This is a genomic window from Micromonospora luteifusca (assembly GCF_016907275.1).
GTDB lineage: Bacteria > Actinomycetota > Actinomycetes > Mycobacteriales > Micromonosporaceae > Micromonospora > Micromonospora luteifusca.
Genome location: NZ_JAFBBP010000001.1, coordinates 2,918,578 through 2,938,256 on the forward strand (window position 1 = coordinate 2,918,578; position 19,679 = coordinate 2,938,256).

15 protein-coding genes and 1 tRNA gene are annotated in these 19,679 nt (G+C 71.0%); 11 read left to right on the top strand and 5 right to left on the bottom strand.

Annotated features, from left to right (window positions below):
* The first annotated feature begins 333 nt into the window (after positions 1-333).
* The gene (locus JOD64_RS13035; RefSeq protein ID WP_204942478.1) at positions 334-2,766 is read left to right on the top strand and encodes a penicillin-binding protein; all 2,433 of its coding nucleotides are present in this window, start codon (positions 334-336) and stop codon (positions 2,764-2,766) included.
* 141 nt (positions 2,767-2,907) lie between these two features.
* Here the strand turns inward: JOD64_RS13035 and JOD64_RS13040 are convergent, their stop codons facing one another.
* A complete protein-coding gene (locus tag JOD64_RS13040) occupies positions 2,908-3,363 on the bottom strand; it encodes a GatB/YqeY domain-containing protein (protein ID WP_184179445.1) in 456 nt (151 codons plus the stop codon).
* Between the two features lie 25 nt (positions 3,364-3,388).
* Between JOD64_RS13040 and JOD64_RS13045 the strand changes: the two genes are divergently transcribed.
* From JOD64_RS13045 to JOD64_RS13055, 3 genes are all read left to right on the top strand, one after another.
* A complete protein-coding gene (locus tag JOD64_RS13045) occupies positions 3,389-4,282 on the top strand; it encodes a metallophosphoesterase (RefSeq protein ID WP_204942479.1) in 894 nt (297 codons plus the stop codon).
* Positions 4,283-4,535: 253 nt separating this feature from the next.
* A tRNA-Pro gene (locus JOD64_RS13050) sits at positions 4,536-4,609 on the top strand.
* A 209-nt stretch (positions 4,610-4,818) separates the two neighbouring features.
* Positions 4,819-5,433, top strand: a complete 615-nt coding sequence (locus JOD64_RS13055; RefSeq protein ID WP_204942480.1) for a DUF6058 family natural product biosynthesis protein — start codon at positions 4,819-4,821, stop codon at positions 5,431-5,433.
* A gap of 28 nt (positions 5,434-5,461) precedes the next feature.
* Here the strand turns inward: JOD64_RS13055 and JOD64_RS13060 are convergent, their stop codons facing one another.
* The gene (locus tag JOD64_RS13060; RefSeq protein ID WP_204942481.1) at positions 5,462-5,884 is read right to left on the bottom strand and encodes a nuclear transport factor 2 family protein; all 423 of its coding nucleotides are present in this window, start codon (positions 5,882-5,884) and stop codon (positions 5,462-5,464) included.
* Between the two features lie 327 nt (positions 5,885-6,211).
* Between JOD64_RS13060 and JOD64_RS13065 the strand changes: the two genes are divergently transcribed.
* From JOD64_RS13065 to JOD64_RS13080, 4 genes are all read left to right on the top strand, one after another.
* Positions 6,212-6,778, top strand: a complete 567-nt coding sequence (locus JOD64_RS13065) for a SigE family RNA polymerase sigma factor (protein ID WP_204942482.1) — start codon at positions 6,212-6,214, stop codon at positions 6,776-6,778.
* Positions 6,775-8,229 carry a hypothetical protein gene (locus JOD64_RS13070; protein ID WP_204942483.1) on the top strand — a complete coding sequence of 485 codons (1,455 nt, stop codon included), beginning with the start codon at positions 6,775-6,777 and terminating at the stop codon, positions 8,227-8,229. The genes JOD64_RS13065 and JOD64_RS13070 overlap by 4 nt, the downstream gene beginning before the upstream one ends.
* A 54-nt stretch (positions 8,230-8,283) precedes the next feature.
* A complete protein-coding gene (locus JOD64_RS13075) occupies positions 8,284-10,866 on the top strand; it encodes an ATP-binding protein (protein WP_204942484.1) in 2,583 nt (860 codons plus the stop codon).
* Between the two features lie 76 nt (positions 10,867-10,942).
* On the top strand, positions 10,943-11,767 hold the full coding sequence (locus JOD64_RS13080; RefSeq protein ID WP_204942485.1) for a class I SAM-dependent methyltransferase: 825 nt from the start codon (positions 10,943-10,945) through the stop codon (positions 11,765-11,767).
* 79 nt (positions 11,768-11,846) lie between these two features.
* Here the strand turns inward: JOD64_RS13080 and JOD64_RS13085 are convergent, their stop codons facing one another.
* Entirely contained in the window at positions 11,847-12,320 is a 474-nt protein-coding gene (locus JOD64_RS13085; RefSeq protein ID WP_204942486.1) for a hypothetical protein, read from the bottom strand.
* A gap of 191 nt (positions 12,321-12,511) precedes the next feature.
* On the opposite strand from JOD64_RS13085, the gene JOD64_RS13090 reads away from it, so the two are divergent.
* Positions 12,512-13,795: an MFS transporter gene (locus JOD64_RS13090; RefSeq protein ID WP_239559497.1), complete on the top strand. Its 1,284-nt coding sequence runs from the start codon at positions 12,512-12,514 to the stop codon at positions 13,793-13,795.
* A 551-nt stretch (positions 13,796-14,346) separates the two neighbouring features.
* Here JOD64_RS13090 and JOD64_RS13095 read toward each other — a convergent pair.
* On the bottom strand, positions 14,347-16,053 hold the full coding sequence (locus JOD64_RS13095) for a bifunctional metallophosphatase/5'-nucleotidase (RefSeq protein WP_204942488.1): 1,707 nt from the start codon (positions 16,051-16,053) through the stop codon (positions 14,347-14,349).
* 279 nt (positions 16,054-16,332) lie between these two features.
* On the opposite strand from JOD64_RS13095, the gene JOD64_RS13100 reads away from it, so the two are divergent.
* Positions 16,333-17,130, top strand: coding sequence for an alpha/beta fold hydrolase (locus tag JOD64_RS13100; protein ID WP_204942489.1), 798 nt, complete (start codon positions 16,333-16,335; stop codon positions 17,128-17,130).
* Between the two features lie 37 nt (positions 17,131-17,167).
* Here the strand turns inward: JOD64_RS13100 and JOD64_RS13105 are convergent, their stop codons facing one another.
* A complete protein-coding gene (locus JOD64_RS13105) occupies positions 17,168-17,947 on the bottom strand; it encodes a phosphodiesterase (protein ID WP_204942490.1) in 780 nt (259 codons plus the stop codon).
* A 196-nt stretch (positions 17,948-18,143) separates the two neighbouring features.
* Here JOD64_RS13105 and JOD64_RS13110 point away from each other — a divergent pair, with 196 nt between their 5' ends.
* Complete coding sequence (locus tag JOD64_RS13110; RefSeq protein ID WP_204942491.1) at positions 18,144-19,553, top strand: sensor domain-containing diguanylate cyclase; 1,410 nt, start codon at positions 18,144-18,146, stop codon at positions 19,551-19,553.
* The last annotated feature ends 126 nt before the right edge of the window (positions 19,554-19,679 follow it).

The following is a 19,679-nucleotide window of genomic DNA, read 5'->3' on the forward strand; positions in this document are numbered from 1 at the left end:
CGGCTCGCCTTCCCCAAGGCGGCACGGACGACATGTGGCGCTGTCGCCGCCCCCATCATGCTCTGTAGTCGACTGATTACGCAACGTTGTCGACGAAATCCATCATTCCGGACACTCCCGGCTTCCCGGGCTTTCGACCGCCGGTTACCCCGCCGAGGTCAGCGATAACGCTGCGCCGCCTCCCTGAATCGGAGGAGACTCACGCCAGGTCACACGCAACCAAGCACCGGGGGTCGTGCGTTTAGCACAACGAGGGCGGCGCGTGCAGGAAATGGGGAAAGAACACCCCAGCGCCCCCGTTCCCTACTCGCGTACCCTGTCGAGGTGAACTGGATGCGGAAACGTGACCACAATGTGCTGACCAACGCCGCATCGCTGCTCGTATGTGGCCTGTTGGCTGGCGTGGTGGTCGCTGCGGCGGCCTTCCCCGCAGTGGCGATGTCCGGCTTGGCCGCCAAGGCCGGCGCCGAGACATTCGGCGCCCTGCCCACGGAGCTGACGGTGGCCCGCGCGCCGCAGATCAGCTACCTGCTGGCCTCGGACGGCAAGACACCGCTCGCGACCATGTACGACGAGAACCGGCGCGACGTGAAGCTCGCCGACATCTCGCCGTACATGCAGAAGGCCATCATCGCGGCCGAGGACCATGACTTCTTCAAGCACAACGGCGTCGACATCAACGGTGTCGCGCGCGCGTTCGTCAACAACCAGAGCGAAGGCTCCGGCCGGCAGGGTGCTTCGACGCTGACCATGCAGTACGTCCGGCTGGCCATCGCCTACTCGGCCACCCACCCGGCCGACGTGGTCGCGGCGACCGAGGACACCAGCGCACGCAAGCTTCGCGAGATGCGGCTGGCCCTCCAGGTCGACAAGGAATTCTCCAAGGAGGAGATCCTCACCCGCTACCTCAACCTCGCCTCGTTCGGCAACGGCGCGTACGGCATCTACGCCGCCAGCCAGGTCTACTTCGGTAAGCCGCCGAGCAAGCTCAAGATTGAGGAGGCGGCGCTGCTGGCCGGCATGGTCAAGGCGCCCACGACGAACGACCCGACCACCGAGGGGGGTTACCCCCGCGCACTGGACCGACGCGACTACGTCATCCAGAACATGGTCGACATCAAGGCCATCACCCAGCAGGAAGCCGACACGGCCAAGGCCGTCCCGCTCAAGGTGCAGGACAAGCGCACCCCCAACGGCTGCGTCGCCGCGAACGTCAACAGTTGGGGCTTCTTCTGCGACTACTTCTACCGCTGGTGGATGCAGCAGGAGACGTTCGGTTCGACCACGTACGACCGGGAGCGGCGGCTGAAGAGCGGCGGCTACACCGTCGTGACCTCGATCGACGTCAACGCGCAGAGGGCCGCGGACAAGGCGGTCCGCAAGGCCAAGAGCGAGAACAGCAAGGAAGCCGCGATGGTCGCGGTGGTCGAGCCCGGCAGTGGCCGGGTCCGGGCGCTCGCGGTCAACCGGCAGTTCAAGCTCGACGACCCGAAGAAGCCGACCAACAAGCTCTCCAGTAATCCGGCGAAGAGCAGGAAGGGCATCCGGGGCAACTACCCGGCAACCGTCAACCCACTGCTCACCGGCGGCGACGGCATCACCGGTTATCAGGCCGGCTCGACCTTCAAGATCTTCACGATCGTGGCGGCGCTGGAGAAGGGCATCCCGCTCAGCTACTCCATCAACGCGCCGCAGAGGTTCACGTCGGAATACATCATCGACCCCAGCAGCGACGCGGCCTGCCCTGGCACCCACTTCTACTGCCCGACCAACTCGGGCAAGAAGGCCGGCGGCGTGCAGAACATGTGGACGGCGTTCGGCCAGTCGATCAACACCTACTTCGTGCCGCTTCAGCAGCAGGTCGGTGCGGAGAACGTGGTCAAGGCCGCCAAGCGGCTGGGCATCAACTTCCGTTCCGAGGAGGATCTGGGCCTGGAGAAGGGGGCGCACCAGTGGGGCGCCTTCACCCTGGGTGTCTCGCAGACCACCCCGCTGGATCTGGCCAACGCCTACGCCACACTGGCCGCCGACGGCACCTTCTGTGAGCCGATCCCGGTGCAGGAGATCCGCGACCCGGAGGGCAACAAGCTCGACATCGCCAACCCGCGTTGCGAGAAGCGGGTCAGCACCGAGGTGGCCCGCGCCGCGGTGGACGCGGCCCGATGCCCGGTCGGTGACAACTCCTCCACCAGCAAGTGCGGCAGCAGCCGCACTGCCGGCAACGTACGCAGCGACGTCGGTTATCCGGTGGCCGGCAAGTCCGGCACCACCGACTCGGAGAAGACCGCCGCCCTGGTCGCGATGACCAAGCAGTACGCGGTCGCCGGCATCATGGCCGACCCGGACTGGCCGCAGACCAACGTCGAGATGAAGCACGCGGAGCATGACGGCATCAACCCTCCGGTCTGGGAGACGCTGCGGGACGCGATGAAGGGCAAGAAGGCGATCCCGTTCGATCCGCCGGGCCAGAAGATCTCCGAGGGTGACCAGCGCAGCATCCCCGACGTGAAGTGCATTTCGGTGGAGCAGGCGAGGAACCGGCTCAAGGGTGCCAGCTTCGAGCCGGTCGTCTCCAGCACGAAGATCGCCTCACCCTGCAAGGCGGGCGAGGCGGCAGGCACCAGCCCGGACGGACGCACCATCAAGGGTGGCGTGGTCACCATCCAGGTCAGCAGCGGTGCCGGTGCGACCCTGCCGGGCAACCCCCCCACCGGGCAGCCCGGCGGTCGACCCGGTGGTCGCCCCGGTGGTCGCCCGGGCGGCTGAGCCGAACCAGTAGGACACAACGGGCGGGCACCCTCTGCGGGCGCCCGCCCGTTTCGTCTGTCCGGACTACGGCTGGCCGCGGCTACCGCCGCTGATCCAAGGCCGGCGATCTCGACGCCGCCGACCGGGGGTGCCGGCGAGTCAGAGGCCGAGCTGTCGGCGTACCTCGGCGGCCACCCGACCACCCTCGGCCTGGCCCGCCACCGCCGCCTGGGCCGCCTTCATGGCCGGGCCCATCTGGGCCTTACCGGTGAAGCCGCCCGCGGCGAGCGCCCCCGCCACCAGCTCGGTCAGCTCGGCGTCGGCGAGCTGCTTGGGCAGGTAGCGGTCCAACACCTCACCCTCGGCGCTCTCCTTCGCAGCCTGCTCGGCGCGGCCGGCGTCGGCGAAGGCGGTGGCTGCCTCCCGGCGCTTCTTGGCCTCCTTGGTCAGCACCGCGAGCACCTCGTCATCGGTGAGCTCGCGCTTGGCCTTGCCGGCGACCTCGGCGGTGCCGACGGCAGCCAGGGCCATCCGCAGCGTGGAGGTGGTCAGCTCGTCGCGCGCCTTGAGCGCGGAACGCATGTCGGCAGTGAGGCGGTCCTTCAGCGTGCTCATGGACGGTCAAACTACCCTGAACGCCATGCGAAAGCGCACACTATTCCGGCTTGCGGCCGGAACCGCCACGGTCGGCGCGGCCACCCTCGCGTACGCGTCGCTCATCGAGCGCAACATGTTCACCCTGCGGCGGTACGACGTGCCGGTGCTGCCGGCCGACGCGGAGCCGCTGCGCGTGCTGCACCTGTCGGACCTGCACATGATGCCCGACCAGGCGCGCAAGCAGCGCTGGGTGGCGTCGCTGGCCGCCCTCGACCCCGACCTGGTGGTGGTGACCGGCGACAACATGGCGCACCCGGACGCGGTTCCCGGAGTGCTGCGGGCTTTGCAACCGCTGCTGGACTACCCGGGCGCGTTCGTGTTCGGCTCCAACGACTACACCGGGCCGGTGTTGAAGAACCCGTTCACCTACTTCCTGCCCGACCGGGAGTACACCGAGGGCGTCGAGCTGCCCTACGAGGAACTGCGTCAGGTGTTCACCGGCGCCGGCTGGGTGGACCTCAACAACGCCCGGACCATGCTGAAGGCCGGCGGTCGGCAGCTCGACCTGGTCGGCGTGGACGACCCCCACATCGAGCGGGACGACTACCCGTCGGTCGCCGGCCCGGTCTCGTCCTCGGCCGACCTGTCGATCGCGCTGGCGCACTCCCCTGAGCCGCGGGTGCTGGACCAGATGGCCGCGGACAGCTTCGGGCTGCTGCTGGCCGGGCACACCCACGGCGGTCAGGTCTGCGTACCGGGCTTCGGGGCGCTGGTGACCAACTGCGGCCTGCCCCGCTCGATGGCGCGCGGTCTGCACCGGTGGCCGGGCTCGGACTCCTGGCTGCACGTCTCCGCCGGCCTCGGCACCCACCCGACGGCTCCGGTCCGCTTTGCCTGCCCCCCGGAGGCCAGCATCCTCACCCTCATCCCCCGCTGACCCAGGCTGCCCGCCGCCCCGCCGCCCCGCCGCCTCCCCCGCTCCCCCGCTCCCCCGCTCCCCCGCTCCCCCGCTTCCCCGCTTCCCCGCTTCAAGATCCGCGCACCATCGGGGATGTTGCTGCCTCGGCGCGTCGTGAGGCAGCAACATCCCGGAAGTTGTCCGGATCTTGACCACTCCGAGCAGGGTCGGGGCGGCGGGGGTACCGAGTTTGACCATCGGGTCGGGTGGGCTACTATTTGTCGGCACGCCTCGGGGTGTGGCGCAGCTTGGTAGCGCGCTTCGTTCGGGACGAAGAGGTCGTCGGTTCGAATCCGGCCACCCCGACCGAGATGGGCAGGGCCAGGTGAGAGGTCATCTCACCTGGCCCTTTGTCATATCCGGCGCGATCTGATTCGTCGACCTGCGCCGCTGCCGGCCCGCCCTCCTGTCACAGCGGCTCGACCAGATCGTTCGGTGCTGACCGCACTATCCGGCGGATAACTTGCGGGGCGTGTCGCGGGTGATGCCCGCGCCGGGCAGCTGGGAGGGCACGAATGCTGGGAACGGACCTGAGACGACAACTCGCCGACCGGTTCCGCGAGGTCAATGGTGAACATCCGATGACCGGGGCCGACGATGCGTACGTCAGCGGCCAGTTCGTCGTCTTGGAGGAATTGTGCGTGATCCAGGACCGCGACATCGACGAGGTTCGTCGGCTGATGTTGGAGCGCCGGCTGCCGCTTCCCGGGTACCTGCGCTCAGACGATGCCGAGATGGTGCCGTCTGACCTGTTCGTTCCAGCGCAGGAAGCAGGTGGCGTGGACCAGCTTGAGACCTGGTTCACTGCGCACTGGGCTGACTCGGCAACTGGCCGGGAGGAGTGGAATTCCTACCTCAGCGGACAGTACGTCTGCCTGCACTCCGTCACACCGACCACCATCCAGCGCAAGGATTACCTGACGGCGGCGATCAGCGCAGCTCCGAACGAGCCGGACGCCGGTTCAGCGCAGTGGTCCGAACGGCTGCACGCTTTCATCGACGAACTCGATGCGTTGGAGCCTGCATTCACTGCTTATGACCGTCTCCGCTTCGGTGGCCCCACCTCCCGCGACACCTGCATCGATGCGATGCGAGCACGGTTTCCCCGCCCGGTGCAGGCCAACAGGTAGGTGGAGCCGAGGGACCGCCCTCGACCGCTTACCGCGTGCGGCTGGTGAGCTGCTGGTAGACCTCGAGCGCGTTGCGCTCGACACGGTTCGACAGCAGCATGCCGTCCTCGCGTACGGCCCAGACGGCCGTGCCGAACATCTCGAGTGGCGCGCCGTCGGGGGTGGTTCCGAACACGCCGTTGTTGTTGCCGGTCAAGCGGAAGGTGGAGGCCACGCGCGAACCGTCGTGACTCTCGAACGAGTCGATGACGTTGAAATCGAGGTTGTCGATGACCGCGCTGAAGCCCCGCACCCACTCCTTGAAGCGAGCGCGCGACTCGATGCGCTTGCCGCCGGAGATGAGGACGAAATCCTCCACCACGAGTTCGTCGATGGCGTCGTAGTCCTGCGGCGCCTGCCAAACACGCGCCCAGAAGTTGTGCACGGCGTCGACACCGGAACGTTTGGTCACGCTGTTCAGCCCCTCACAAGCGGAAGGCCCGCAGACGGGTAACCCTGTGAATGATCTCGAAGGGGGCACCTTCCAGGGTTGTCGCTGTCAGGTATCGGGACCTTGCTTACAGTAGTCAACCCGGCGACGCCTTGAGCCCGGAATCCGGGGTTTGAGCAAGACCGGACGAGCAGCGCTGGGCACCGCTGACTGCTGTCCTGCAGAGCCCTAGGGATCAAGGAGCGGCGTCCCGCTGGCAGCAGGGCTCTCCTGACGCAACTGCTGCCGGCTTTCAACCTTTCGAGCCCCGACGGAGTCGTGATGGGTAACCAATCGAGGCGAGGGCTTATGGCAGCTGACGACGAGCATTTTCGCGAGTTCGTCGATACGCGCTACATCGATCTCTTGCGCGTGGCGTACCACCTCACCGGATCCGCGCAGGATGCCGAGGATCTGGTGCAGGCGGCGCTGGTGAAAGTGATGCGCCGGTGGCGAAGGGTCGACGATCCGATGGCCTACCTGCGGCGGGTCATGATCAACCAACACATCAGCACCTGGCGCCGCCACCGGATGCACGAGGTGGTGACGGCGATCCTGCCGGACCGGTCCACCCGGGACATGACAGATGCGGTGACGGAACGGCACGCCCTCTACGAGGCGATGCGGGCGCTGACGCCCCGCACCCGGGCCGTGATCGTGCTGCGGTACGTGGTTGATCTGCCGGAGGCGGAGGTTGCAGCCACCCTCGGCTGCTCCGTCGGATCGGTCAAGAGCCGCGCATCACGAGGACTGGCTCGCCTGCGTCTGGCCCTGGCGCCGGACGCGTCACCGTCGACACAGGTGCCGATCTCGACATCAGCGGCAGCTGATCCAGCGCCGACCGGTATGACGAAGATGACGGGGGCAACGCCGTGACTGTCGACAAGGAGCTGAGCCGGGCCCTGGCCGAGCTGACCAGGACCCTGACCCCACGACCCGATCCGTACGGTCGCGCCAGGGCGCGGTACCGACGGATGCGGCAACGACGCCTCGGCGGGCTGGCCCTGGCCCTCGTGGTCTCCGTGGGCGGCGCGGCCTTCGCCGTCGCCGGCCCAGGCCGGACCACCCAGCCGCCACCAGCCGACTCGACCGAGCCCTTCGCACACGTGCTGGCGTGGTCGGACAAACTGCTCCAGTCGCCGCCGCGCGGTGCAGTGGCCCAGGACAGCACCTATATCGGGCAACTCTCCGAACTCCTGTTGGCCACCCAGCGCAGGGGGGAACTCCCTCGACTGACGGTGCCGGTGAGCACGGTGAAGGTCCTCTTCGCCGACGACGTCGACGGCCAGCGGATCGCGCTCGCCGCGTTCGTCCGAGACCAGCCCGATCCGGCCACCGGCTGGCCGAGCGCAGCCGTGTGGTTGGTCGCCGAGGAGGGTGCCAGCGCCCAGAAGCTGGCCAGCACCGCCGCCGCCCGGGGTACGAGCGACGCGCTGGAACCCTACGAGAGCCTGGCCGTGGACGATCCGTCGAGTCCGGGGAAGGCGGTACACGTGGCGATCGCACCGGCCGGCTGTGCCTTCCTCAGCTCACCGCTGCCCACCGACGCGTTCCGGTGGACCCCGGAGGCGACCGGGTCCTACCTGATCCGCACGCCGCAGACCCAGCGACCCGAGTGGTGGCGGGTCGACTGCGGCACTGTCACTCGCAAGATGACCCCCGGGCCGGGTTCGCTGGGAGTTGAGCCGATCACCGACGCCCAGCTCGCGACCGCGATGTCCCGCGTACGCGGCAGTGCCACGGAGCAGCGTGCCCGAGAGTTGGTGGATCAGTACGCCCAGTCCGAGGGCTACCGACTGAGCGGCCTCCCGAAGGTGGTGTGGGGTGGGCACGTTGCTGGCATCCCGAGCGGCACGATCGACGGGTCGCCGAGCGCCGGGAAGCCGTCGACGGAGAGCGCCACGGTGACGGTCCTGGCTGCTCCCACCGTCGGTGGCGGCTGGGTCGGCGAGGTGACGATCGACCCCGATCAACCAAGGTCCGACGGCGCGGTCAGCACCAGCACCTATTTCACCGTGGCGACAGACCCGACCGATCCCGCAGGCCTGCTGGCCGTGTCGTTGGACGGTGACGCAGCCGGTGGCGAGGGCCCGCAGGCCCTGCTCGTGGTGGCGCCAGCCGCCGCCACCACGGTACGGGTCCGGTCAGCCGGGCGAGTGGCGGCGACTGCGGTCAGCGGCTCCGGGGCGCTGCTGACCGTGCCTCGCCCGACTGCGGGCCTCGTCGTGGAGGCGCTCGACGCGTCCGGCGGCACGCTCGCGACCGGACAGGTGGCCAAGGCGGGTGGACTGCAGACACTCAAAGTCGACGCCTGGAACCAGGAGTGAACTGCCGACACGGGTGACGTCGGCCGGGCCCCCCACTGACTAGCATCGACCTCGATGGAGCTGCTGGAGCGCACGGACGCGCTCGCCACCCTGGACGGGCTGCTGGCCTCCCCCGGCGGCGCGGTCGCGCTCGTCGCGGGCGAGGCGGGTGCCGGCAAGTCCGCCCTGGTCGGCGCGTTCGCCGCGACGACCAGGGCCAGGGTGCTCTGGGGCAGCTGCGACCCGTTGCTGACACCCCGGGCGCTCGGCCCGCTGCATGACGTCGCCCGCCAGGTGGGTGGCGTGCTCGCGGACCGACTGGCCGCGCTGCACGGGGCAGAGGCCGAACGCCGGGGTGCCGTGTTCGACACGCTCCTCGACGAGTTGACCGATTCGCGGCCCGGCCGTCGAACGGTGCTGGTGGTGGAGGACGCGCACTGGGCGGACGGGGCGACCCTGGACCTGATCGCGTACCTGGGGAGGCGACTGACCCGCCGCCCGGCGCTGCTCGTGCTGACCCTGCGCGACGACGAGGTCGGGGCGGAGCATCCACTGCACGCCGTACTCGCGGGCCTGCCCCGCCCGCTGGTCCGGCGGCTGCCACTGCCGGCGCTGTCGACCGACGCGGTCGCGGCGCTGGCCCGCGCGGCCGGCCGAGCCACAGACGGCTTGTACCAGGCCACCGGCGGCAACCCTCTGCTGGTCACCGAGGTGCTGGCTGCGACCGGTCCGGACGTGCCGCCGACCGTACGCGATCTGATGCTGGCCCGGCTGGCCGCGCTGCCGGCGGCGGCCCGGGAGGTCGCCGCCCTGGTTTCCGTGGTGCCTTCCCGGGCCGAGCCGTACCTGCTGGACGACCACCCGCCTGCCGCCGTCCAGGAGTGCCTGGACCGGGGCGTGCTGGTGTCGGTGGGCAACGCGGTGGCGTTCCGGCATGAGCTGCTGGGTCGGGCGGTACGCGAGTCGCTGTCCCCGGTCCAGCGGGTGGCACTGCACGCCGCCGTGCTGACCCGGCTCACACCACGCGCGGACGTGGACGCCGCCCGGCTGGTGCACCACTCGCACCACGCCGACGATCCGGAGGCCATGCTGCGCTGGGCGCCGGTGGCGGCCGAACGGGCCAGCCGGGCGGGCGCCCACCGGCAGGCGGCCGACCACTACGCCGTCGCGCTTCCGCACGCCGCGCGCCTGCCGGCAGCGAGCCGGGCGGAGCTGCTGGAGGCGTACGCGACGGCCGCGTACCTGGCCGGGCTGGCCGCGCAGGCGCTCGACGCCCGCCGGGCAGCGCTGACCCTGCGCGAGGCCGACGGCGACCCGCTGCGGATCGGTGAGGACCTGCGCTGGGTTTCCCGGTTGTGCTGGTGGACCGGGGACAGCCCGGCGGCCCGGACGGCGGGCACCCGTGCGGTCCAGGTGCTGGAGTCGGCAACACCCGGCCGGCAACTGGCGATGGCCTACAGCAACATGTCGCAACTGCTCATGCTCGCCGACGACACCGGCGGAGCTGTCGATTGGGGTGACCGGGCCCGGGAGCTGGCCCGCCGGCTCGGGGACGTCGAGACCGAGGCGCACGCCCTGGTCAACGTCGGCTCGGCACGCCTACAGGGCGGGGACGTCGCCGGCATCATCGAGCTGGAACGCGGGCACGCCCTGGCCGCCGCACACCACCTCGACGACCACGCCGCGCGTGCGTTGGTCAACATGGCCACCCTGACGGTGGACTGGCACCGGATCATGCCGGCCGCCGACGCCCTGGAACGGGCGCTGCTCTTCACCACCGGCCGGGACCTCGACGGGTACGCCCGGCACCTGCTCGCCTACCGGTCCCGACTGCGGTTGACCACCGGCGACTGGGCCGGCGCGCGCTCCGACGCCGAGCGGGCGCTGGCCGGCGCCGCGCAGCCCGGCGGCAGCCTGATCCCGGCCCTGGTCACACTGGGCCGGCTCGGTGCCCGCCGAGACGAGCCGACCCCGCACCTGGACACGGCGGCACGCTGGGCGGCGCAGAGCCGGGAACTCCAGTTCGTGGTGCCGGTCGCGGCGGCCCTGGCGGAACGGCACTGGCTGGCCGGCGATCCGGACCCGGCGGTCGCCGAGCTGCGGCGTGTGCACCGACTCGCCGCGGAGGCGTGCCAACCCTGGTTCGCCGGCGAGTTGGCGTACTGGCTGTGGCGGGTCGGCCAGCCGGTCGGCGACACCGGTGCGCTGGCCTCGCCGTACCGGCGACTGATCGAGGGCGACTGGGCAGGCGCGGCCGGAGAGTGGCAGCAGCTCGGCTGCCCGTACTCCCGGGCCGAGGCCCTGGCCTGCGGCGACGGCCCGGCGGCTGGCGAAGCGCTGCGGGTCCTGGACGGGCTTGGTGCGGTGGCCGTGACCCGACGGGTCCGGGCCGACCTGCGCGGACGTGGCATGACGCGGGTGCCGAGAGGGCCGCGACCGGCGACCGCCGCGCACCCGACGGGTCTGACCACGCGGCAACGGGAGGTGCTCGCGCTGCTCGTCGACGGGCTCAGCAACGCCGAGATCGCCGCCCGGCTGTCGCTCTCCACCCGGACCGTCGACCACCACGTGTCGGCGGTGCTGGGCAAGCTCGCGGTGCCCAGCCGGGGCCAGGCGGCCGCGACGGCTCGCCGACAGGGCCTGGTGCCGCCAACATAGGTGTTTTTGCCGATCCCCGGAGACGCCGCCACACCTAGCGTCAGTGGCACGACGAACAATCCGAGGGGGACCACCGATGACCACCGCACTCGATCTCGGCGCTGTGAAGGCACGTCAGCAGGTGACCTGGGCCAGCGGCGACTACGGCGCGGTCGCCGCGCTCATCCATCCGATCTCCGAGTTGCTGGTGACCTCGGCCGACCTGTCCGCAGGCGCCCGCGTCCTGGACGTGGCGACCGGCTCCGGCAACGCCGCCATCGCCGCCGCCCGCTGCGGCTGCATCGTGACCGGTGTCGACTACGTACCCGAACTGTTGGAACGGGGCCACGCGCGGGCCGCGGCGGAACGGCTCCCGGTCACGTTCGTGACCGGTGACGCGGAGCGCCTGGCGTACGCGGACGGCTCCTTCGACGCGGTCCTCTCCGTCGTCGGCGTGATGTTCGCGCCGGACCAGGAGCGGGCGGCGGCCGAGCTGGTCCGGGTCTGCCGGCCCGGCGGCACGGTGGCACTGGCGTCGTGGACGCCGCAGGGGTTCATCGGCGACCTGTTCCGCACGGTGGGTCGGCATGTGCCGCCGCCGGCAGGGCTGCGCCCGCCGGTCCAGTGGGGCGACGAGGCCCGGGTCCGCGAGTTGCTCGGCGGGGCCGTGGGCGACCTGCGGACGGTACGCCGGGAGTTCGTCTTCCGCTTCGGCACACCTGAGGAGTTCGCCGACTTCTTCCGGGCCAACTACGGGCCCACGTTGAAGGCGTTCGAGGCGCTGCCCGAGGAGCGGCGGCCGCAGCTCCACGCCGACCTGGTCGAGTTGGCCCGTACGCACAACCGGGCCACCGACGCCACGGTGCGGATCCCGGCGGAGTATCTGGAGGTGGTGGCGCGGCGAGGCCACGACCCGGCCTGACGCGCTCGCACTGGCGTTTCCCGCCGCAAAACTGAGGGGGCCGGGTCGACCACAGTGGTGCTGTGGTCGCCCCGGCCCTTCAGTCCTGCCGTTCGGTGCGCTCGATCTCAGCGAACGCGGCGGCCAGGTAGTCGTCAAACGGCACACTGGTCGCCGCCAGCAGGTCGGCCACGAGCAACGGGGCGTGCCGGGCCAGGGCGGACGCGTCCGGAGGTGACTCGTCACCCTCAGGGTCGTACACCCCCAGCGCACCGGCCAGCAGTACGAGCACCACGTGCGGGTCCACGTCCGAGCGCCACCGTGTCGCGCCCTGCACGCAGCGGGTCAACACTTGGCGGATGTCGTCGCCGGTCAGCCCATCCGGATGGCTCTCCTCCAGCAGCAGCCGGACCACCGCACCGAGCACCAGGCCGGACCGCTCGTCCGCGGCGAGCCCACCGACCGCGTCGTCGTAGGCCTGTCCGTCGCGTGCCTGGGCGGCGGCAACGGCCGCGGTGGCGGTCACCGCGATGGCGCGGGCGGTAGCGGGCAGATGTCGCCAGGTGCCGGTCATCGGGCCAGCATCGCAGACCCGGCGGCCTGCCGACCTTGGCGCCCATCCCCGCCACCGACGGGCCTCCACCGACGGGCCGCTGCCGAGCCGAGTGGATCATCGTGTGATTGGTCACGCGACGATCCCGAAGACAGCGGGACGGGGCCAAAACCCCTCGCGCGGCGTCACACCCGGCGAAGAGAATGCCGGACATGCTGCGTCGTGCCCTGCCCCGCCGTTCGGAAGCTCGCCGGATCATGCTCGGCACCCTGCTGTCGGCGATCGGACGCGGCCTGACCCTGCCGTTCCTGTTCATCTATTTGACCGACGTACGCGGGCTCACCGACACCCGCGCCGGGCTCGTGATCGGCTGGTACGGCGTCGTCACGCTGGCCCTGTCGCCGCTGGGCGGAACACTGATCGACCGGATCGGCGCCCGTCGGGTGGTGCTGCCCTGCCTGCTGATCGAGGCGGTCGGCACCGGCTCCCTCGCGCTGGTCCACTCCACCGGGTCGGCCCTGCTGGTGATGACGGTGATCGCCATCGGCAGCTCGGCGATCTGGTCCGGGCAGAACACGATCCTCGCGTCGCTGACCGACGACGGTGAGCGGCAACGCGTCTTCGGGCTGAACTTCGCCCTGCTCAACCTCGGTATCGGCATCGGTGGCATGACCTCCGGCGCGATCGTCGACACCGCCCGGCCCGGCACCTTCCAGACGATCTACCTGCTGGACGCGGTGACCTACCTGATGCCGGCGCTGATCCTGCTCACCCTGCCCACCGTGGGCCACCGACTCGGCAGCCGTCGAGGCACGGACGAGCCCTCACCCGGCGGCTACCTGACCGTGCTCCGCGACCGACCGTTCCGGCGGCTGGTGATCTTCGGGCTGGTCCTCACCACCTGCGGCTACGCGCAGATCGAGGTGGGCTTCGCCGCGTACGCGGTGCGGGTGGCCGAGGTCAACCCGCGGGTGGTGGCCTGGGCACTCGCGGCCAACACCGTGATGATCGTGCTCGCGCAACTGCTGGTGATCCGCCGAATCGAAGGGCGCAGCCGCACCCGGGCACTGGCCGTGGTCGGGGCGGTGTTCGCCGCCGCCTGGCTGGTCCTCGGCGCCGCCGGCCTGGTGAATGGTGAAAGCGCCCTGCTGGCCGCCCTGTGCGTGGTGGCCTGCTCGGCGATCTTCGGCTTCGGCGAGACGATGCTCTCGCCGGTGATGCCCGCGCTGACCAACGCGCTGGCCACAGACGAGCTACGCGGCCGATACAACGCAATGAGTTCGATGATCTTCGGCATCAGCGGTGTGATCGGCCCGGTGACCGCCGGCCCGCTCATCGGCGCCGCCGACGGCAAAGTCTGGGTGGCGACGGTGGTCGGCGGCTGCCTGGTCGCCTCGCTGGTCGCGCTCTCTCTGCGCCGCCTGCTCAGCCCCGAACAGGACGGCCTCGCAACCACCGCCCCGGCATCCCCCGCCCCCACGCCCGCCCCCGCCTGACGACCTCCGAGTCCCCCTCCCCCGCGCCACCCCGCGCCCTGCGCGCTGCGCCCGCACCCCGCGCTCTGCGCGCTGACCCCGCACCCCGCACCCCGCACCCCGCACCCCGCACCAACATCCGAGCAACTTCCCGGATGTTGCTGCCTCCGGCGCGCAGAAAACAGCAACATCCCTGATGTTGCGCGGATCTTCCTCGTTGATCTCGCCGCGCACCAGGATCGCGCTCGATCCGGGATGTAGTGGCATCCCCCGCGCGCTGATGCCACTACATCCATGTTCGAGCGCGATCTTGCCCGGCGCGGGCACGGACGCGGGCACGGACGCGGGCGCCGGCGCGGGCACGGACGCGGGCGCCGGCGCGGGCACGGACGCGGGTGGGCGCGGCAGACGCGGGTGGGCGCGGCAGACGCGGGTGGGCGCGGCAGACGCGGGTGGGCGCGGCAGACGCGGGTGGGCGCGGCAGACGCGGGTGGGCACGGCAGACGGGGAGATGGAACGGGTCGAGCCCCGGAGCGGATGCTCCGGGGCCCGACGTGGCGCGGGGTCGGCCGTCAGGCGGCGGGGACCTCGGCGGTGGTGCGGATCCGGTCCAGCGTCGGCGCGGAGACCGGCGACTGGGCGGTCAGGTAATCCACGAAGGCGTCCAGGTCGATCTGGGCGGTGACGAGGTTCGTCCCGCCGGTGAGGGCGCTGAAGCCGTCACCGCCGCCGGCCAGGAAGTTGTTCACCGTCACCCGGTAGGTGGCGGCGGTGTCGACGGCGGTGCCGCCGAGGGTGAGGCTGCCTCGGACCACGCGGGTGCCGGCGCACGGGTCGGCCACCGTGCCGGTGGTGCCGGACGGGTCGACCACGTAGCCCACCGTCGCTGACGGGTACAGCGTCCGGCCGGTGACGAACTGCTGCTCCAGTACGCAGTAGAGCTGTGCACCGGTCAGGTCCAGCGTCACCAGGTTGTTGGCGAACGGCTGCACCGTGAACGCCTCCTCGTAGGTGACCGGGCCGGCGTCGAGGTCGGCCCGGACCCCGCCCGGGTTCATGAAGGCGGCGACCGCCCCCTGTTCGTCGTCGGTGGCGGCGAGCTGAGCGTCGGCGATCAGGTTGCCCAGTGGCGATTCACCCAGACTCGTACCGAAGAGGGTTTCCTGGCTTCGGGTGATCGCCTGGGTGGTCTCACCGACCTGGCGGCCGGCGACCGGGCCGAGCACGGTCTTGTACCGGTCGATCAGCGCGGTCTGCTTCGGGTCCTTGGCGACGTCGCGGGTGACCACGACGTTCTCTGCCGCGGCGGAGATGACGTCACCGGATCGAGGGTCGATCTTGAGGTCGATGTTGGTGATCAACCGACCGAAGGAGCTGGCACTGGTGACCAGCTTGCCGTTGATGTCGCAGTTGTACGCCTGGTGGGTGTGCCCGCTGACCACCACGTCGATCGACGGGTCCATCCGGTTGGCGATGTCCACGATGGGCCCGGTCATGCCCACGCAGTCGTTGATCCCACCGGTCGCCGCCTGGGCACCACCCTCGTGCAGCAGCACGACGATCGACTCCACGCCCTTGCGGCGCAGCTCGCGAGCGTACCGGTTGGCGGTGTCCGCCTCGTCGGCGAAGCTGAGGCCGGCGACGCCCTGCTGGCTGACGATCTCCGGGGTGCCCTCCAGGGTCATGCCGATGAAGCCGACCTTGACGCCCTGCACCTTGTGGATCGCGTACGGCGCCATCAGCGGCGTGCCGGTCGCGGTCTTGAAGGCGTTCGCGGACAGGTACTGGAAGTCGGCGCCCCGGTACGGGGTGCCGTCGGCGCAGCCGTCGACCGGGTGGCAGCCACCGTTCTGAATCCGCAGCAGCTCGGCGGCCCCCTCGTCGAACTCGTGGTTGCCGACGCTGGCGTAGTCCAGCCCGGCCATGTTCAGCGCCTCGATGGTCGGCTCGTCGTGGAACGCGGCGGAGAGCAGCGGGGACGCGCCGATCAGGTCACCGGCGGCGACCGTGATGGTGTTCTTCTTCTTGGCGGCGGCGCGCAGCTCGGCCAGGTGGGTGGCCAGGAACTCGACGCCGCCCGCGGTCTGCCCGGCGATGGTGCCGCTGGACCCACTCGGCGGTTCGAGGTTGCCGTGGAAGTCGTTGAGGGCCAGCAGGCTGACGTCGACCGGCTTCGGCCGCGCGTCGGCTTGCTCAGGGCTGGTGGCGACCGCGCCGAACGCGGCCACCGCGAACGCGGTCAGGCCGACAGCGGCCCGACGCAATCCGGGTGTGGACATGAATCTCCTCGTGAGAATCGGCGCGTGCGGTGCCCGGCCTCTGGGTCGACCGGGCCGCCAACCGACGCCGTCGGAAGGGTCGTGGATGGCGGCGGATGGGGATGGCCGCCTGCACCGACAGCCTCTCATCCGGACGCCGGCCGGTCGAGCCAGGCAGCGCAGCAGAGCTGCGAGTAGGTCCGAACCCCCAACCGACGGGCGTTCGGCGTGATCTGCCAGACATCGTCGGACCCAGGGTCTAGAAAGGACGGGACAGCCAGCGTGGACGGAGGCGGCATCGTGAGCGGAACGACACCGGTGGTGGAGCAGGTGCGATCGGCGGACGGCACGCCCATCGCGTTCGAACGGTCCGGGACCGGGCCCGCGATCATCCTGGTCGGTGGCGCGTTGAGCGACCGCAACACGACCCGCGACATCGGTGCGGCGTTGGCACCGGATTTCACCGTGTTCAGCTACGACCGTCGAGGTCGGGGCTACAGCGGCGACACCGCACCGTACGAGATCGGCCGCGAGATCGACGACCTGGCCGCCCTGATCGCGGCGGCGGGTGGTTCCGCGGCTGTCTACGGGATCTCCTCCGGCGCCGTCCTGGCCGCTCTCGCCACGGCACAGGGCCTGCCGGTGACCGGGTTGGTCCTGTTCGAGCCACCGTTTCAGGTTGGGCCGCACGTCGGCGTCTGGAAGGACACCACCGCGCAGCTCATCGAGTTGATCGCCGCCGGCGACCGGGACGGCGCGGTGGAGACCTTCCTCAGCGCCTCGGTGGGGCTGCCGACCGAGGCCATCACGGGGATGAAGGCGCAACCGATGTGGGGTTCACTGACCGCGATCGCGCACACCCTGCCGTACGACGAGATCGTCACCGCGGGAGGTCGCATGCCCGCCGACCGCTTGGCGGCGATCACCGCGCCGACCCTCGCTGTGGACAGCACGGGCAGCCCGCAGTGGCTGCGCGACGGGAGCCGTGCCGCGGCCGAGGCGGTCCCGGGCGGCCGGTCTGTCAGCCTCGACGGTGGCTACCACGAGGTGCCGCCGCGGACGCTCGCTCCCGCATTGCGCGAGTTCCTGCTCGCTTGACAGCCCGGGGCGGGCAGCGAGTCACCGTCGGGTGCCCTCAGAAGCCGCAGGTCTGGCCGGCGGAGTGGCTGACCTGCACGGTGTGTGTCACGCAGCCGCCCGCCTCGATCAGGTGCAGCAGGAAGGCGGTCGGCTCGTCGACCCAACCGATCTGCTCGTCGGCGCTCATGGTGAGCGTGCTCTGCCTCCAGGTGCTGGGCGCCACGGTGAGCACCGTGCCCGCGTACGCCGTGGTGACCGGGCGGTGCAGGTGGCCGGCGGCGACCCGTACGACGTGCCGATGCCTGCCGATCACCTCGGCGAGCGCGTCACCGTCGGCGAGCCGGAGGGAGTCGCCCGCGGGAATGCCGACCGCGACCGGCGGATGGTGCAGGCAGACCACAGCGGGCACCTCGGGCCGCCCGGCCAGCACCCCGTCGAGCCAGCCGAGCTGCTCCTCGCCGAGCTGGCCGCTGTCGCTGCCGGCGACAAGCGAGTCGAGCACCACGACCGTCGCCGCCTCGTAATCGACGTGGTAGTAGGCGGAGAAGCCGCCACCGAGCCACGGCGTGCCCCCGAAAGCGTCGAGCAGCGACTCGCGGTCGTCGTGGTTGCCGGGGACCAGGTGCACCGGCAGCGGGAACTGGCCGATCAGCTCACGCAGCGCCGCATACTCGTCGGGCCGGCCGTGGTCGACCAGGTCACCGGTGATCACCACGCAGTCCGGTCGGGGCCGTAACGCCAGCACCCGGCCGAGCGCACGGTGCAGCCCGGCGGCCGGTTGAGCGGCGAGCAGGCCGGTCGTCAGGTGCGGGTCACTGAGCTGTGCGATGAGCATGAGCTCGCCTCCTCGGCGCCGGGAGTTCCACGCTATCGCCGGCCCCGGTGTCCTGGGGGGCACGCGCCCACAGGCTGTGTCCACAGCCTGTGGATAGCACGTGTGTACGAAGCCTGGCCGACCCCGCCGCCGTGAGTACGCTTGATCGTGCGGCTCGGCGCCGGCCGGCCTGTCCCCTACCTGGAACGACGTGCGAGTGGATCATCAGCGAGTCATCCGTGACGTGACCGTCCGCCTGCCGATGGCGTCGAGCGCGCCGGAGGCCTGCCGGTGGACGGTCACCGCGCTGTCCCGCCACACCACGGCGACCATCTCCGTGCTGCTCGCGGTCCACGACCGCCTGCGCTGCGTCGCGGCGACCGGGGCCTGGCAGGTCTTCGCGACCGTGCCGGCAAAGACCGGCATCGTCGGGCGGGTGTACGCCACCGGCACCCCCGCCGTCGTCCCGGACGTCACGGTCGACCCCGACTACCTACCGGTACGCCCGGACGTGACCGCCGAACTGTGCGTACCGGTGCTGGACCCGGCGGGCCGGGCGATCGGCGTACTCGACCTGCAGTGGAGTGAGCCGGTCGACCTGGAGCCGTGGCGGGAGACCACGCAGCGGTTGGCCGACCGGCTCGGTGCGCGGATCGCCGCGCTCGGCGGCCCACCGGCGGAGAGCCGCAGCGAGAAACTGCTCCGGCACACCGCCGCGCTCACCTCCGCGTCGACCGAGGGGGACGTGCTGGCTGTTGCGGCCCGCGCCGCCCAGGAGGTCTCCACCCTCTCCACCGCGGTGCTCCTGATCGCCGGCCAGCTCGGGCCGCCGCCGGTGGCGCCGAGCGACCTGGAAACCCGGATCCGCGCCGAACTGACCGAGGCGGGTCCGGCCGCCCTGGACCGGATGGTCGACCGGGCACACCGGTACGGCGCCGGGTACACGCTGGGCGAGGCGGGGCACCCCCCGACCGAGGCCTACCGGCCGCTGACCCGGGCGGGGGTGCACACGCTGGTCGCCGTTCCGGTCGGGCCACCGGACACCGGCGGGGTGCTGCTGGTCGCCGACGAACGCGCACTGCGCCCGGACCCGACCACGGTCAGCCTGATGGAACTGCTCGCCGGGCAGGCGTGGACGAGCCTGGACCGGCTCCGCACGCTGGCCCGACTGCGGGAGCAGGCCAGCTCCGACCCGCTGACCGGGTTACGGCACACCGGCCCGTTCGGGCAGCGGATCGCGGCGGCCACCCCGGGGCGTACGGCCCTGCTGGCGATCGACGTGGACGGCTTCAAGACCGTCAACGACACGTACGGCCACCAGGCCGGCGACCGGGTGCTGGTCGGGTTGGCCCGGGCGCTGGAGGGCGCACTTCGGCACGGCGACGAGCTGTACCGGATCGGCGGCGACGAGTTCGTCGCGGTGATCGAGGTGAGCCGTCCCGAGGAGGCGGTCCGGATTGCCGAACGGCTGACCGAGGCGGCCCGACGCATCGGTCGCACGATCAGCGTGGGCGTCGCACTGCCTCGCCCTGGCGAGTCCCCCGATCGCACCCTGCGGAGAGCCGACCAGGCCCTGTACGCGGTAAAACGCCAAGGCCGAGACGGCGTACACCTATCCGCGGCATAACCCCCCGCCCTTCCCGCCCTCCCGACCCCTCCCTGTCGGCGACTTTGAGCGAATCGTTTGGCCTGTCTGGTCGGCGCCGGGCAGTGCGGGGAGGGGTATCCCCGACGCGGGACATCCCCATAGCGG